This window comes from Nostoc sp. LEGE 06077, assembly GCF_015207705.1.
GTDB lineage: Bacteria > Cyanobacteriota > Cyanobacteriia > Cyanobacteriales > Nostocaceae > Nostoc_B.
Window position 1 is genome coordinate 22511 of the sequence record NZ_JADEWI010000025.1, and the last position, 15711, is coordinate 38221.

At 42.6% G+C, this 15711-nt stretch carries 13 protein-coding genes; 9 read left to right on the forward strand and 4 right to left on the reverse strand.

Features of this window, described 5'->3' with window-relative positions; all coding sequences use genetic code 11:
- Window positions 1-124 precede the first annotated feature (124 nt).
- Window positions 125-1084, reverse strand: a complete 960-nt coding sequence (locus IQ244_RS16935; protein WP_193896097.1) for a glycosyltransferase family 9 protein — start codon at window positions 1082-1084, stop codon at window positions 125-127.
- Window positions 1085-1275: 191 nt separating this feature from the next.
- Here IQ244_RS16935 and ispD point away from each other — a divergent pair, with 191 nt between their 5' ends.
- The 4 genes from ispD (at window position 1276) to IQ244_RS16955 (ending at window position 4355) form a co-directional block, all read left to right on the forward strand.
- Window positions 1276-1980, forward strand: a complete 705-nt coding sequence (ispD, locus tag IQ244_RS16940; protein ID WP_193896099.1) for a 2-C-methyl-D-erythritol 4-phosphate cytidylyltransferase — start codon at window positions 1276-1278, stop codon at window positions 1978-1980.
- 298 nt (window positions 1981-2278) lie between these two features.
- Complete coding sequence (scpB, locus tag IQ244_RS16945) at window positions 2279-2833, forward strand: SMC-Scp complex subunit ScpB (RefSeq protein ID WP_193896101.1); 555 nt, start codon at window positions 2279-2281, stop codon at window positions 2831-2833.
- Between the two features lie 66 nt (window positions 2834-2899).
- Window positions 2900-3685 (forward strand): DUF928 domain-containing protein, encoded by a 786-nt coding sequence (locus tag IQ244_RS16950; RefSeq protein ID WP_193896103.1) that lies wholly within the window; start codon window positions 2900-2902, stop codon window positions 3683-3685.
- A gap of 322 nt (window positions 3686-4007) precedes the next feature.
- A complete protein-coding gene (locus IQ244_RS16955) occupies window positions 4008-4355 on the forward strand; it encodes a DUF760 domain-containing protein (protein WP_096582808.1) in 348 nt (115 codons plus the stop codon).
- A 51-nt stretch (window positions 4356-4406) separates the two neighbouring features.
- Here IQ244_RS16955 and IQ244_RS16960 read toward each other — a convergent pair whose 3' ends face one another.
- Window positions 4407-5612: an HhoA/HhoB/HtrA family serine endopeptidase gene (locus IQ244_RS16960; protein WP_193896105.1), complete on the reverse strand. Its 1206-nt coding sequence runs from the start codon at window positions 5610-5612 to the stop codon at window positions 4407-4409.
- Between the two features lie 364 nt (window positions 5613-5976).
- On the opposite strand from IQ244_RS16960, the gene IQ244_RS16965 reads away from it, so the two are divergent.
- From IQ244_RS16965 to IQ244_RS16985, 5 genes are all read left to right on the forward strand, one after another.
- Complete coding sequence (locus IQ244_RS16965) at window positions 5977-6204, forward strand: hypothetical protein (protein ID WP_193896107.1); 228 nt, start codon at window positions 5977-5979, stop codon at window positions 6202-6204.
- Window positions 6191-8173, forward strand: coding sequence for a sensor histidine kinase (locus IQ244_RS16970; RefSeq protein WP_193896109.1), 1983 nt, complete (start codon window positions 6191-6193; stop codon window positions 8171-8173). The genes IQ244_RS16965 and IQ244_RS16970 overlap by 14 nt, the downstream gene beginning before the upstream one ends.
- Window positions 8174-8203: 30 nt before the next feature.
- Complete coding sequence (locus IQ244_RS16975; RefSeq protein WP_193896111.1) at window positions 8204-11578, forward strand: PAS domain S-box protein; 3375 nt, start codon at window positions 8204-8206, stop codon at window positions 11576-11578.
- 484 nt (window positions 11579-12062) lie between these two features.
- The gene (locus IQ244_RS16980; RefSeq protein ID WP_193896113.1) at window positions 12063-12440 is read left to right on the forward strand and encodes a response regulator transcription factor; all 378 of its coding nucleotides are present in this window, start codon (window positions 12063-12065) and stop codon (window positions 12438-12440) included.
- Between the two features lie 12 nt (window positions 12441-12452).
- Complete coding sequence (locus tag IQ244_RS16985) at window positions 12453-12557, forward strand: DUF433 domain-containing protein (RefSeq protein ID WP_322746077.1); 105 nt, start codon at window positions 12453-12455, stop codon at window positions 12555-12557.
- 583 nt (window positions 12558-13140) lie between these two features.
- Here the strand turns inward: IQ244_RS16985 and IQ244_RS16990 are convergent.
- Both IQ244_RS16990 and IQ244_RS16995 read right to left on the reverse strand, forming a co-directional pair.
- The gene (locus IQ244_RS16990) at window positions 13141-15063 is read right to left on the reverse strand and encodes a tetratricopeptide repeat protein (RefSeq protein ID WP_193896115.1); all 1923 of its coding nucleotides are present in this window, start codon (window positions 15061-15063) and stop codon (window positions 13141-13143) included.
- A gap of 81 nt (window positions 15064-15144) precedes the next feature.
- Complete coding sequence (locus IQ244_RS16995; RefSeq protein ID WP_193896117.1) at window positions 15145-15603, reverse strand: hypothetical protein; 459 nt, start codon at window positions 15601-15603, stop codon at window positions 15145-15147.
- Between the last annotated feature and the right edge of the window lie 108 nt (window positions 15604-15711).

Genomic DNA, 15711 nt, shown 5'->3' on the forward strand with positions numbered 1-15711 from the left:
GGTTTCACCACACCATTTTATTTTGTAGAATCGCTGATTATAGCAATTTAAAAAACGATCGCAACAAATAGATTTACAAAATCCAGGCGCAGAAGAAGATTCTCCATCTAAAATCCCAAATGGATCAGCCGCCCCAAATTTTTTCAGAAACGGTTTTAGGCGAAATATCTGCCACTTTCCCAGTTGGGGATTTAATGGCGAGGAATTTTTCACTTTTTGGTAACAACTTCCCTGGATCTGAGGAGCCAAGTAGAGCGATGGTATAAGTCTGGGCTGCGATGCTCAACTGTAATGCTGCACTTTCGGTAGACAGCATTAAGTTTGCGCCAGCAATCATCGCTGTCAACTTACCTGCATTATCAGGAGATGTTACCTTAATTTCTGGACAGGATGCCCGGAGCGATCGCACAAATGTTTCATCATCCGCACCTTGAATCACAACTACAGGCATATCTGGTTGCTTCAGGTGAAACTCTTGAATGATCGGCTGCCAATTCGCAACAGGATAGATTTTATCAGCATCTTTAGCTCGTAAGGCTGAATCAACACCTCCATAAATCAAGACGTAGCCTGTTTCATTCACCCCCAGACGTTTTTGTTCAATTTGTGACCATTCAATATCTGGTTTTGGGACATTTACCGCTAACTCTGGCAAAGGTGTAGTCAGACCTAATGGTTTGAGCAATTCGTGATACGCCGCCGCTACGTATTGGGATGGATTAAACGGCACGGTATGAGTCAGAAAAGCTGCTCCTTTGCCTTTAAAGCCAACACGCATGGGAATCCCTGTTAACCAGAGCATCAGTCCCACTAACCAGCTTTGCCCAAAAGCAATGGCGACATCATATTCGCGATCGCGAATTGTGCCTACCAAGTTACCCCAATCTGCTAGACTGTTGCGATCTTTATAATCAAAGGTCAGTACCTCGTGAACAGACTTGCTCACCCGGTAGGCAGCCTTTGACTGGGGTTCCGTAACGACATCTATTTTGGCGTTGGGATAATAACGCTTCAAATCATCTAGAGTCGGAAAGAAGAGAATTTGGTCGCCAATTCCGCCAGGTACAAGGGCTACTACTCGCATAATAATTATTGACGCTTACTCGCTCCTTATTTTAGGGGAATATAGGTATGAAAGATTAGGCAATGGGGAGTAGGAGCTAGAGACTAGGAGCTAGAAATTAGAAAAATTAATCTACTATTTGCACTCTCACCTGTAACCTGTAACCTGTCACCTATAACCTGTAAGCTGTAGTTTTGCGATTGAGAACGCTTGTGTATTTATTAATTCCTGCTGCTGGTGTCGGCAAAAGAATGGGTAGTAACCGGAATAAACTCTTACTTGAGGTACACTCAAAAACTATTATTGCTTGGACTCTGTTAGCGGCGGAAGCGGCGAGTTCTATTAAATGGATCGGAATTATTTCTCAACCTAGTGATTGGCCGGATTTTAAGAGCATCATCGCTGATTTGCCCCTAACTAAACCTATAGAATTTATTATCGGCGGTGCGACTCGGCAAGAATCGGTTTACAACGGCTTGCAAGCATTACCACCAGAGGCAGAGCAAGTATTAATTCACGACGGTGCTAGATGTTTAGCAACACCGAATTTGCTAAACGCTTGTGCAGCAGCGATTCGCCATTGTGCTGGTTTAATTGCGGCCATACCTGTGAAAGACACGATTAAAGTTGTTGATCACAATGGCATAATTCAAAGTACCCCTGACCGACAACATTTGTGGGCTGCCCAAACTCCTCAAGGATTCAATGTCCAGTTATTGAAACAGTGCCACGCTGAAGGGATTCTTCAAGGCTGGGAAGTTACTGACGATGCGGCTTTATTTGAAAAGTGCGGTATAGAAGTTCGCATTGTTGAGGGTGAAGAGACGAATTTAAAAGTTACCACTCCCCAAGATTTAGCGATCGCAGAATTTATCCTGAGTCATCGAGAAAAAGCTAGTACAACAAGGCAAAAGTAAAAAGGCAAAAGGCAAAAGAAAGAATAGTTATCCCATAAGCCTTTTAGCAATTCCAGATGGTCACTGAGCCTCGTCGAAGTGTGGTCTGTTTATTTCCGCCGTGCTTTACTAGGGGCTAGTACTTTTTTTAACTCCCTACTTTGAATAATTACGAATCATTAAGCTTCTTCTGGCATTTTGTAACAAAATCTAGTATAATGCCACACACTTGTTCATTGTCCGTTATTAGTCATTCGTTGTCAGTGAAAAGTAACAAATGACTATTGACTATTGACAAATGACTATTGACTAAAAGCAAATGAAAACAGCTACCGCGACCAAGACAGCAACTAAGATAGAAGCGATTCTGTACTTGAAGGGTAAACCCTTATCCCTCAGCGAAATAGCCGAGTATGCCGCTTGCGATCGCGCGACTGCCCAAGAAGGCATAATTGAACTTATCGACAACTACGCCCGCAGAGATAGCGCTTTAGAAGTGGTGGAAACCACAGATGGTTATAGCCTACAACTGCGGTCTGATTTTCAAGATTTAGTCCAAACACTGATTCCGGTAGAATTGGGAGTAGGTGCCTTGCGGACATTAGCGGCGATCGCGCTTAATAGTCCCATCCTACAAAGTGATTTAATTAACCTCCGTGGTTCAGGAGTTTATCAACACGTTCCTGAATTAGTCGAACTAGGTTTTGTGAAAAAACGCCGAGATAACGAATCGCGTTCTTATTCCCTACAAGTAACACCCAAATTTCATCAGTACTTCCAAATCGAGCAACTTCCCCAACCATTTGATACTAAAGAACAGCAACTAGAATTAGATTTAACTATTGAAGATGAGTTAGAAGATATGAGGGAATAGAGGCTAGAAAAGAGATTTTTTCTGTTCAGCCTTGAGTCTTTCCATGAATAACTGAAGTTGATTTTTATGAAGTGCAGAATTGTCACAAAATCTTTAATTGGAGTTTTATTTCCAACATTATTGTTTTGGATGAATGTAACCACTGCTCAGTCGCAGTCTATGCCTGTAGAGCAAAACATAGACAGTACAAAAATAGTACCAGGATCGCCAATCAAATATCAACATTTTGGCAATGTAAAACGGATGAGGCGCATACCAGGACAAGCAGGAAGCACTTGTTTGCGAGGCAGAGGTAAAAATCATCTGACTGTTTTAGTGCCAGAAAATAATCCTGTATTGACTACTGTTGGACAGCCAAAATTATTTTTCTATCTTCCTAAAACTACCAAAACCTCTGTACTAGGATTTGAGTTTTTTGTAGAAGATGCTGCTCAAAAAGTAATTTATCAGAAAAAGTATAAGGTTAATCAGAAATCAGGAATTTTTAGCCTTGATTTACCTGCTGATAAAAATCAGCGATTACTCGAAGTTAGTCAGGAATATAATTGGTATTTAACAGTTATTTGTAATCGCGCAGACCGTTCTCTTGATCTCGTTGTGGGTGGAATTATCAAACAAATCGTTCCTGACAAAAAGTTGACTGATAAGTTAAAAAAAGCTTCGCCAAGAGAACGTGCGGCTTTATATGCAGCCAATGGTATTTGGTACGATAGTCTGACTATCCTCGCACAGTTACGTCGTCAGCGTCCAAATGATGCTGCTTTGCAAACAGATTGGCAAAGTCTTCTAGATTCAGTCAAATTAGGAAATATCGTCCCAGAGCCTTTATTGGGTGAGTTAGAAATTGAGTGAAAATTATGGCGTTGCATAATTACGGGATGATTTATCGGGCTACGCCCCGCTTCGCTAACACGCAGAGGCGCAAAGACACAGAGAAAATAAGGAGTTGAAAATTTCAATAGCTCCAAATTCATCCCCTAATTCAGCAATGAGAAAATTATTAAGTAACCTAACTACTTGCTGCCTAGCTTGCTTACCCTCTATTCCCTCGGCTTCCTGCACCTTGCTTTCTGCCTTCTTTAAGGTAGAGATAAAACCCATACCTGTGGAAAAAGCCCTACTCTTGTACTATGGTTTAGAGTAGAATTAGCAACTAAGCTAAAAAAGACTGCCAATGGTGTTTGATCCTGACTTTTTGAATGACAACTCCGAGGAACACCCGAATCAACTTCTAAGCGAGAACTTTGAGGAAAACCCCAATCAGTTACTCCAATATTTGCAGCATCAGTCTCCTGATGTTCTAGCGCGTGTCGCTCAGTCTGTCAGCCCCGAAATTAAGCAAATCATTTCCCAAAACGTCCAAGGGCTGGTGGGGATGCTTCCCGCAGAAAACTTCAATGTGCAAATTACCACAGACCGAGAGAATCTCGCTGGGCTATTAGCATCAGCAATGATGACGGGGTATTTCTTACGGCAGATGGAACAAAGAATGCAGTTAGATTATTTATCTGATGGTCAATAGTCAATAGTCAACAGTCAAAAATACTTGAGACTCTTAACTATTGACTGCTGACTATTTTTTGGGATAAATACCCGACTGCACTTTTAAAGTCTGTATTTTGCCACTGCGGTTGATTTCAAGTACGAGGATATCTCCGACTGTGCTGGACTCTACCAGTTTTTGCACTTGGGCGGCTGTTTTAACTGGCTTTGCGTTAACTTTTTGAATTACGTCTCCAGGAAGCAGTCCAGCCCGTTTTGCTGGCGAGTTATCGAGAACTCCTTTAATGACAACGCCAGTATCTTGCTTGATATTGAGCTTATTTTCTAGATTAATTTGTTGTTTCTTCGTGGGAGATAAATCTGCCATTTCGATTCCCAAAAAAGGATGATCTACCCGCCCTTTAGTAAATAGTTCTTTGGCAACACGGGCGGCGGTTTCAATGGGAATAGCAAAACCTAATCCTTGGGCATCAGCGCGAATGGCTGTATTCACGCCAATTACCTCACCTTGGGCATTTAATAAAGGCCCACCAGAATTACCTGGGTTAATAGCCGCATCAGTTTGGATGAAACTCACGCGTTTCTCTGGGACACCAACTTGGGCGCTAGTGCGGTCAGTCGCGCTAATAATGCCGATGGTAACAGTGTTATCTAACCCGAGAGGATTGCCAATAGCGATCGCCCACTGTCCGGGAATCAAATTCTGCGAATTGCCCAGCTTCACCGTCGGCAATTTATCACCAGGAATTTTCACAACTGCCACATCTGTAATTGCATCAATACCTAACACCTTCCCTTCAAAAGTGCGACCATCTTTGAGGGTAACTTGGACGGTATCTGTGTCAGCTACAACGTGGGCATTTGTCAGCAATTCACCATTTTCGCTCAAAATAAATCCTGAACCTGTACCGCGCTCAATGCGTTCCTGGGGAATTGCTTGTTCTTCTTCACCAAAAAAGCGGCGTAATAGAGGATTTTTCAAAGCTTCCGAGATGGGATTTGCCACCTTACGAGTTGCATTAATGCGGACTACTGCCGGGCCTACTTTCTGCACTGCCGTGGCAATAAAATTCACATTATCTCCACCAGTAGTTCCAATAGTCCCGCTGGGGGCATAAGGGGTGACAGATTCTGGAGGTAAAGCGGCAGTCACATTTCTTAACTCTCGAAACGAGTGATTTTGTATCAGGAGATAGCGACTACCAAACAGACCTGCACCACCACCAACCAACAGTAAAGATACATAAATACCCAGTTGCTTCAAAGATAAATTCATAATAATTACGCTATAAGGACAGCAATGCAGTTGCTAATTTCTAAGTGTAGTCAAGCAATTGGTCAGTGGACAGATAAATTTAACATAGAGTTGCTTAATAAATATTGAAACTTAGACATTGGTGATGAAAACAGAGCTTGACGCATTTCCCGAATCACCAACATCCATTTATAGTTATACGGCTAATATTTCTGGGAAGACTAGTCTTAATTGATCAAGATAAGATCCCTAGACTGTGATGACAATTTTGTCCTGTGACGAAGAAGCGAGAAAAATGGATAGTTGCGCTAATGCAACTAACTGTGCATATTCTTGACTATCTTATCGCCAGGAAGATCTACTCTGGGGGTCGGACTTTAGTTTATTGGGTATTCATGATGCTGACCAATTCCCCATTGTCTTCAAACAGTTTATGGAAGTATTTACACGCGATCGCCTAGAAATTCTCCAGATGTTGTGCTTTCAAAGCACAATTTTCTTAAAAAATGTGGATATTGAACAAAATAACCAACCGCAGCTGGTACAAAGCAAAAACTTAGTAGTAGGGGCGGGGCGAATTTCTATGGATGAGGTGTTTCATGTCCATAGTTAGCCTGAGAAAAATTCTGAACAAAAAAGAGATGCCGTCTCTACTTCAGAATTTAGCCAGCCAAATCAACAGCGCCATTGATATTGAACTGGTAGACGGCACGCAACTAATTAGTATTGGCGAACAAACTAGCAAAAACCGCTATCCCATTGAGGTGTCAGGAGAAAACATCGGTTGGGTAGTTGGGGAAGAACAGACAAACACAGTCGCAACCTTGCTCTCGTTGCTGGCCAAACAAGAAGCTGAGAAAAAAGAACTAGCGAAAGAATTACTAGAGCGATATCAGGAAATTGATTTGTTTCAGGATATCTCGACACAACTGACGACGAGTTTGGACACGCGACAGATTGCCCAACTCGTGCTTCAGGAAATGAGTCAATTGATTGAATCATCAGCGGGGGCGCTGATGCTTCTAAGTCCTGATGCTACTACCTTAGAAATCATTGCCGAATTTGGCCAGTTTTTTGATCACACTCAGCTGGCATCAGACAAAGGGATTATTGGCAACATTGTGCAATCTGGTCGTGCAGAACTCGTCAATGATGTGCAGGCTGATCCGCGATTATGGGGAGAGAAAAATGTTCAGGCGCTGATTTGTGTACCATTACGAGCCAAAGAAAGAATACTAGGAGCGATCGCTATTGGCACAAACAAAATCGACGCATATAAAGCCGAGCATCTCAAACTTGTGAGTATCTTTGCCTCCCAAACCGCCGTAGCCATTGAAAAAGCTGTGCTGTATGAGCAAAGCATTCAAGCAACCGCCCAGGCAAAAGCCCAGACAGAAAAACTCCAACAGGCTTTGCAAGATTTGCAACTAGCACAAACCCAGTTAATCCAAAGCGAGAAAATGTCCAGCTTGGGACAACTCATTGCCGGAGTCGCCCACGAAATCAACAATCCAGTGAACTTTATTTGCGGTAATTTGCGCTGTGTGACCGAGTATGCCCAAGACTTGTTACATCTGCTGCAAGAGTATCAGAAATGCTTACCTGTGACTCCGCCAGATTTGGAATCAGAGTTAGACAATATCGACGTGGAATTTATTATCGAGGATTTGCCCAAACTCCTAGATTCAATGAAACTAGGAAGCGATCGCATCGTCGAAATTGTCAAATCTCTGAAAAACTTCTCTCGTCACGACGAAGCCCAAATAAAAGCCGTCAACATCCACGATGGTATTGAAGGAACATTGATGATTTTACGCCATCGCCTTAAAGCGACTACACATCACCCAGAAATTGAAATCATTAAAGACTATGCCAAAATTCCTCAAATCGAGTGCTATCCCGGACAATTAAATCAGGTGTTTATGAACATCCTGGTAAATGCCATTGATGCGTTAGAAGAGTCAATAGTCAATAGTCCTGAACAAAGGACAAATGACAAAGGACAAATGACAAAACCTCAAATCACCATTCGCACCCAAAACCTAGACAATCAGTGGATTGTGATTCGCATTGCTGACAACGGCTCCGGTATGCCGGAAGAAATTCTCCAACGCATCTATGATCCCTTTTTCACCACCAAAGAGATTGGTAAGGGAACTGGCTTGGGTATGGCCATCAGCCACCAAATTATTGTTGATAGACACCGAGGACTGCTCAAGTGCCGTTCTCAACCAGGTCAAGGAACAGAGTTTTGGATTCAGATTCCGGTGAATTTTGCAGTAGAGGATGCTGAAGAAAGCCAGGATAGTCCAAGTTCTACCGTCGGAGGTATCGCCGCATCAGCCAATACATCTGATATGGAAGGCTTTATTTGCTCCACAACCCCTATGCTCAAAGCAACGGAACTGCTAATCAGTCATAGTCAATTGCTCCGGCGACTTTCGCAGCAGAGTCCAGATGTTGGCACAGCTTCACCCGATCAAATTTATCAGATGTTTCAACGTCATCCAATTTTATTCAAGCTTTCCACCACCTTATTGTCCTGGTTTTGTTGTCCTAACCCCACTCAAATCCACCATTAATCCAAAATCAATATCAGGAAACTATAAATTATGTCTAGCCAACAACTTGACGAGTTTAACCGTCATCTTTTGGAAAAATGTCCCGTTGGTCTGGTACTGTGTCGCACAGATGGAACTCTGATTGAGATCAACCCTTTATATGCCGCCATTTTAGGGCGCTCTGTTTCCGAAACTCTTCACCTCAATTACTGGCAAATTATTGCTCAAAACTACGTTACCGACCAGCAAATCATCATAGAACACCTAGAAAAAACTGGTTACTACAGGTCTGATGAGCAAGAATACATCCACAAAAATGGACATTTGATTCCAGTAAAAATCTCCGCCGTCATGCTTGAAAAAGATGGGGAGAAGCTCATTTGGTCGAGTGTGGAGGATATTAGCGACCTGAAAAAAGCCCAGCAAGAACGCCAACAATCTGAAAAAAACTTAAAGCAGAGTGAAGCCCGATATCGCTCTTTGATTAAAACGAACACGCAAATTATCTGGGTGAGTTCACCAGAAGGAATTTGCTTTGAACTCACAGACTGGATAGCCTACACAGGACAAACTTTAGCGGAAGCTGAGAACGGAGGTTGGATTGATGCTGTTCATCCTGACGATCGCGGCTACACCGGAGAAGCTTGGGGTATTGCCGTAGCCAACCGTAGCCAATATCAAATTGAATACCGGATTCGGGGCAAAGATGGCAACTATCGCTACTTTTGGGTCTGGGGCGCTCCCGTGATTGAAGAGGATGGTAGTGTCGAAGAGTGGATTGGCACCTGTACAGATATTCACGATCGCAAACTGGCAGAAGCCGAAAATCAACGTCTCAAAGAACGTTATCGCTCCTTAGTGGCTGCTACCTCCCAACTGGTTTGGGGCGCTACTCCTGAAGGAATGGCGATCAGCAGTGAAATGCTCACTTGGATAGCTTATACAGGACAAAGTGAAGCTGAAGTTGAGGGTTGGGGCTGGATTGAGGCAGTTCATCCCGATGACCGCGATCTCTCTGCCAAAGTTTGGAATGCCGCAGTGGCAAATCAAACTATCTATCAAACCGAATATCGACTGCGGAGTAAAGATGGTGATTATCGCCTATTCTCAGTTTGTGGCGCACCAGTCTTAGAAGCAGATGGTAGCATCCGCGAATGGATTGGAACTTGTATTGATATTCACGATCGCAAACTGGCAGAAGCCGAAAATCAACGTTTATTTGATATGTTGAATCATTCCAGTGATGCTATCATTGTCCGCGATATGAGCGATAGAATTTCTTACTGGAATCAAGGTGCTGAGAGGATTTACCATTGGACGCGAGAGGAAGTTAAAGGCCAATACATTTACACATTTCTCAAAAAAATCTTTCCCAAACCCAAAGAAGAAATCATTGCAGAGTTATTACACCAAGGTCATTGGGAAGGCGAAGTCCAGCACATTACTCATGATGAGAAACTGATTACTGTGCAGAGCCGATGGACGCTGCAACGGGATGTTTTTGGTCAACCCTGCGCGGTATTGGAAATTAATACTGATATTACAGCCCGCAAACAAGCAGAAATTGCCCTCCGCCAACTCAATCAAGAACTAGAAGTCAGAGTTGCCGAACGAACGGCAGCTTTACAAGATACCCTGGCAGAAGCTCAAGGGCTAAATGCGATTTTGGATAACTTAGCGGATGCTTTATTGGTAGTAGATACATCAGGACAAATTACCCACTTCAATCCGGCTTTTTTAGCCATGCACGGATTGACGGAAACTGTTCTTAAAGGTCACTATCAAGAACTGCCGATCGCCGGTTTAGCATATTTGATTAAACAAACTCAATCCCATCCCCAAGAGGTATTTGCCGCCGAAATTGCATTGGTAAAAGAACGCATTGGTCAGGCTGTAGCCACAGCCATCTTTAAGCAAACAACTGTTAACGAACCTGCTACCTGCTTTGGTTCAGCACTTCTGATTCGGGATATCACAGCAGAAAAAGAAGTTGACAAAATGAAGACCGACTTCATTTCCACAGTGTCTCATGAACTGCGGACACCTTTAACTTCTGTGCTGGGCTTCGCCTCCATCATTAAAGAAAAGCTGGAAACCGATGTGTTTCCAATGCTAATTACCGAAGACCGCAAATTACAAAAAACAATTAAGCGGGTGAGTGACAACCTCAATATCATTGTGTCGGAAGCAGAAAGACTGACATCCTTGATTAACGATGTTTTAGATATTGCCAAGATGGAAGCAGGGAAAGTGGAATGGCAGATGCAACCCCTTGACCCTGGTGAGTTACTAGATTGGGCAACTACTTCTACAGCAGGATTGTTTGAAACCAATGGCCTGCAACTGGTCAGCGAAATTGATCCTGATGTAACTCAAATAGTGGGCGATCGCAACCGTCTATTGCAAGTCCTGATCAATCTAATTTCCAATGCTGTGAAATTTACCCAATCTGGCACTATTACTTGTCGTGTCAAACAACAAAACGACGGTGTATGCATTAGCGTTATCGATACAGGTATTGGTATTGCACTAGAAGACCAGCCAAAAGTCTTCGAGAAATTCCGCCAAGTTGGTGACACCCTGACAGATAAACCTAAAGGTACAGGTTTAGGATTACCTATCTGTAAACAAATCGTTGAACATCATGGCGGCAGAATTTGGGTAGAAAGTGAACAAGGCAAAGGCAGCATCTTCTCGTTCTTGATGCCTGTGTACACCAAGGACGAAAAAAACAATGGACAAATCAATCTTGATGCCTTAGTCAAACAATTAAAAGAACACGTCATCACCACCAACACTGTGTTTAACGAAAACCATAAAACCATTTTGGTAGTTGACGATGATGCCAACATTCGAGAATTATTGCGACAGCAACTAGAAAACGAAGGCTACAAAGTTCGAGAAGCGAAAGATGGGATGGATGCAATTCATCAAATCAAAATTGCCCGGCCTGATCTGATTCTGCTAGATGTGATGATGCCCCAAATTAACGGCTTTGATGTGGCAGCCGTCCTCAAAAATGACCCCCACACAGCAGATATTCCCATCATCATTCTGTCAATTATTGAAAACAAAGAACGTGGTTATCACATCGGTATCGATCGCTATCTCACCAAGCCCATCAATACAGATCAACTCCGTAAAGAAATTGGCTCACTACTTTCTCAGGGTACTTCCAGTAAAAAGGTATTAGTGGTTGATAAAAATGCCTCAACTTTAAAAACATTATCAGATGTCTTGCAAACTCAAGGATATAACGTGATTGAAGCTTCAGATCCACAAGAATGTATTAACAAAGCTCGTTCAGCTAAACCTGACATGATTATCCTTGATTCAATTTTTTCCCATGAAACTGACTTGGTAAAAACCCTCCGGTTTGAAAAAGATTTAGAAAATGTACTTTTCATCATGCTGTCTGATCGTTAATGAGGATAAAAGAGAGGCTAGTACCGCCGTGAAGTCAAAAGTCGAAAAGTTTGTATATCAAGGCTTGTGCCTGTTTGAAATGCTAGGTTTATTTACGCCGTGATTTACTAGATACTTGCGGCTAGGGACTAGGATTTTTACTTAAAATAGCAGGTTACAGGGTTAAAATTCTTTTGCTGTCTCAGTTTGATCATTTACCGATATCGTTACTACCTTGGTTGTTGCTATACTCAACATTTTCAAGTTTGCTATTCACACACAAGCCCATAACCAAACATAAAAAACTTTCGTTTCTAGTCTATAGAGCATAGATTCACTAATCAAAAACCTCCCAAACCCTAGTAGGGAAGAGAGTAGCTCAACCCCCCTCTCCGACGCGGAGAGAAGTCGAGGGAGAGGTTCTTCCAGGATTACTAAATTGCTGTTCTAGTCTCTAATTTCCCTCTTTACACAAATAATTTTAAGAATCAAATCGGATTGTTATATGACTCAAAAAATTCTTATTGTTGACGATGAACCTAATATTGTGATTTTGTTAGAACAAGCTCTAGAAGCTTTAGAAGATGAAGGTGTAGAACTCCTCACTGCGAGAAATGGAGAAGAAGCACTGGAAACTATTAAAACTGAAAAACCAAACTTAGTTTTTCTGGATGTGATGATGCCAAAAATGAATGGTTTAGAAGTTTGTCAGATAGTTAAACATGATCTACAAATGGATGAAGTTTACATTGTAATGTTGACAGCCAAGGGACAGGAATTTGATAAACAAAAAGGTATTGAAGTTGGTGCTGACTTATATCTGACTAAACCTTTTCGCCCTAAAGAAGTGTTGGAAAAATCAATGCAGGTATTAGGATTTTGAATAAAAACTGTCATAAATTTGGTAGCTAATGGCAAACTTTTAGGGGAAATTTTAGAAGAATATCCTGATTTAGAGCCAGAGGATATCCGTCAATCTCTACTTTACGCATCGCCATAATTATCTCCCAATTCTCACAAGCGATCGCTACTCTCAAAACAAACCCGTTATACTCCACATATCGCCTGTGAATTTACTTGATGATGCTCCCCCTACACCTTCATAACGTGAGTTCGATGAATTTAAAAAACCCCTCTCCAAACCTCTCCCCTGCAAGGAGGAGCCACTGCGTTGCGCGGGTTCCCCGCGTTGTAGCAAGTGGCGTAGAGGCTTAAAAACCTTCATTTTTCGTTTTGAGCTTTCAAGATATTTAAGCCCCTCTCCGCGTCGGAGAGGGGTTGGGGAGAGGTCATCGAACTCACGTTTCAAAACACCATCATTCGACCTCAGAACTAGAAGATTCTCGTTTGCAGCAAGAACATTCTCACTTGAAACAGGAAAGTTCTCGTTTGAAACAGGAACATTCTCGTTTAGAACAAGAACGTTCTCACTGAAAACAAGAATACTTGAGTTGGAAACAGGAACATTCTCGTTTGCAACACGAAAGTTCGAGTTCTGAACATGAAACTTTGAGTTCAAAGCACGGAACTTGGAGATAAAAGCTAGAGTGATGAGGTTGGGAAGGTAAATTTTCCTGTTCTCATTAGAGATGATCGCGTAAATTTGCTAAATTATTACGACAAGTCACAGTATTAGGATGATTCGCTCCTAAACTTCGCTCCAAAATATCCAAAGCTTGGAGAAACAGGGGTTCGCCTTGGTCGTACTTTCCTTGGGATTTGTAGAGTTCTGCCAAGTTGTTGAGGCTGGCAGCGACATCGGGATGATTGTCTCCCAGCAGGCGTTGTCTGAGTTCTAAAGCTTGGAGATGCAGGGGTTCGGCTTGGTCGTACTTTCCTTGGGAATTGTAGATTTCTGCCAAGTTGTTGAGGCTGGTGGCGACATGGGGATGATTGTCTCCCCGCAGGCGTTTCAAAAGTTGTAAAGCTTGGAGTAACAGGGGTTCGGCTTGGTCGTACTTTTCTTGGGAATAGTAGAGTCCAGCCAAGTTGTTGAGGCTTTCGGCGACATGGGGATGATTGTCTCCCAGCAGGCGTTGTCTGAGTTCTAAAGCTTGGAGATGCAGGGGTTCGGCTTGGTCGTACTTTCCTTGGGAATTGTAGATTTCTGCCAAGTTATTGAGGCTTTCGGCGACATGGGGATGATTGTCTCCCAGCAGGCGTTGTCTTAGTTCTAAGACTTGGAGAAACAGGGGTTCGGCTTGGTCGTACTTTCCTTGGTAAGTGTAGAGATATGCCAAGTTGTTGAGGCTGTCGGCGACATAGGGATGATTGTCTCCCAAGCGGTTTTGTACTGTTGATAAAAACTGCTGACACCAAGGTTCGGCTTGGGTATATAACCCTTGTCCTTCATAGAAGCGACTCAAGCCGACGAAAGGCCAAATTAAATCTTCATCACTGACGTATTGAATGAGATGGTTTGCTACTTCAGCTATGTGTGGTATGGCAAGGGAAACAGCGTTAATTTCCTCAAGGGTAGGAGTCTCAGGAATTTCTTGAGCAACTGCTACCATTACCTGAGAAAACGATCGCTTAAGTTCCTCTGCTTGCTCTACACCTGTAAACTTAGATTGAAAAAATTCCCGCAGTAGGGGATGTAGTTGATAAATTCCTTCACCTTTGCGCTGGAGTAGATGCAGATTCAATAATTTATCATCCCGAATTTCTTCTAACTCACCCTCATATTCCTCTGTTAAGCACTTTTCTACTAAGTTCCAGGGTATGGGTGCGGTTGCAAATAAACTGAGTACACAGCCTAATAACTTATCATCCTCTGCTAATTCCTGCCAACTCAACTCAAAGGCAGCTTTTATTCCCCGTTGTGCTGTCATATCTGCTTCTGGGTTGACAGTTGCAGTTTGTTCTAGTCGCTTTTCCTTTAATCGTCCCATCATTTTCAATAGGGACAAATCTTGTTTTTTCGCTAAATATCGCCCCACCAACTCTAAACCCAAAGGCAAATACCCCAGCCATTCGCACAATTGATTTGCTACATCTAATTCTCTCTCAATTCGCTCTGGTGTTTCTTTCAGCAAAGACTTTAACAACTCCAACGCTGCATCTGGTTGTAATACATCCAAAGATAATTGCTTGATGGCTGCACCTAATTTGTTGCGCGTAGTCATCAACACTTTAAATCTGGAAGATACGCCCTGTAGGTAAGGTTTGATTTGCTGGTAATCTGTAACATCATCCACCACTAGCAGCACATTACCCTCACGCCAATTCCGCCAGCAGTATTGTACTTGTGCAGATAAATCAAATTCTTCTGGTGGCTTTAAATCAAGCTGAGTTCTGGCAAACCGCACCACTTGAACGCCAAAATCCTCAACTTTCGCCTGTAACCAGCACAGTCCACCTTTGTAGTTTTCGCGCTGAGTCATGGCATATTGCAAGGCGAGTTCTGTTTTACCCAGTCCACCCATTCCCAAAATAGCCGCAATAGCTACTTGGTTATTTTCCTGCAATAGTTTGTCGAGTTCTTGCAGTTCTTCATCACGTCCCACAAATTTCACCACCCCACTCAGGGGTAAATTTTGCGGTATTTCAGGATTTGACTTTACCCGTTCCTGTCCGGGCGACTGTAGTCAGTTGAATGTGTTTTGCGGATTATTAATTGTGATTTGTTGGGCAACCATTGACCCTTTTTCAGCTTGGATATTTTCTGCTAACTTGGCAAAGTTATTAACAATTGCTGGCTGCGCTTGAATTTCTGCGGCTAATTTTTGAATTTTCTCAGCAGTCTGGGACTGATCTTGATTGATTGTTGCTTCCACTTCGCGCACCGATTGAGCAATTTCGGTATCTGTATCGGCTGCGGCTTTCAACTCCAGCACAGCATTACCATAATCTAAAGCCTGCTGTGTGTTTTCCTGTGACGTATTCGCTAACAAGGGCAGCTTATTTTTCTGGCGTAGCTTTGCAATTAACTCGTTACTTTTTTCTAATGCCGCTTCCCCCAGCTTTTCGCCTGTTTTTTCTAAAGCCTTAGTTAAAACTATAGTAGCGATCGCAGTTCCTACGGCTGTTAAGGTTACTGGTTCCATAACTTAACAATAATATTCCGAGATTATACTTATTTTCCTGAGCATAACAGTTTCTCAACAGAGAAAAAATCACAAATTATATAGCGGTTCTCGGTTGAATTTACCACT

Bases quoted from the DNA above. Each gene is read 5' to 3' on its own strand.
- IQ244_RS16935 (WP_193896097.1), bottom strand. From the start codon at position 1,084: ATGCGAGTAGTAGCCCTTGTACCTGGCGGAATTGGCGACCAAATTCTC.
- scpB (WP_193896101.1), top strand. From the start codon at position 2,279: ATGAAAACAGCTACCGCGACCAAGACAGCAACTAAGATAGAAGCGATT.
- IQ244_RS16950 (WP_193896103.1), top strand. From the start codon at position 2,900: ATGAAGTGCAGAATTGTCACAAAATCTTTAATTGGAGTTTTATTTCCA.
- IQ244_RS16955 (WP_096582808.1), top strand. From the start codon at position 4,008: ATGGTGTTTGATCCTGACTTTTTGAATGACAACTCCGAGGAACACCCG.
- IQ244_RS16960 (WP_193896105.1), bottom strand. From the start codon at position 5,612: ATGAATTTATCTTTGAAGCAACTGGGTATTTATGTATCTTTACTGTTG.
- IQ244_RS16970 (WP_193896109.1), top strand. From the start codon at position 6,191: ATGTCCATAGTTAGCCTGAGAAAAATTCTGAACAAAAAAGAGATGCCG.
- IQ244_RS16975 (WP_193896111.1), top strand. From the start codon at position 8,204: ATGTCTAGCCAACAACTTGACGAGTTTAACCGTCATCTTTTGGAAAAA.
- IQ244_RS16980 (WP_193896113.1), top strand. From the start codon at position 12,063: ATGACTCAAAAAATTCTTATTGTTGACGATGAACCTAATATTGTGATT.
- IQ244_RS16995 (WP_193896117.1), bottom strand. From the start codon at position 15,603: ATGGAACCAGTAACCTTAACAGCCGTAGGAACTGCGATCGCTACTATA.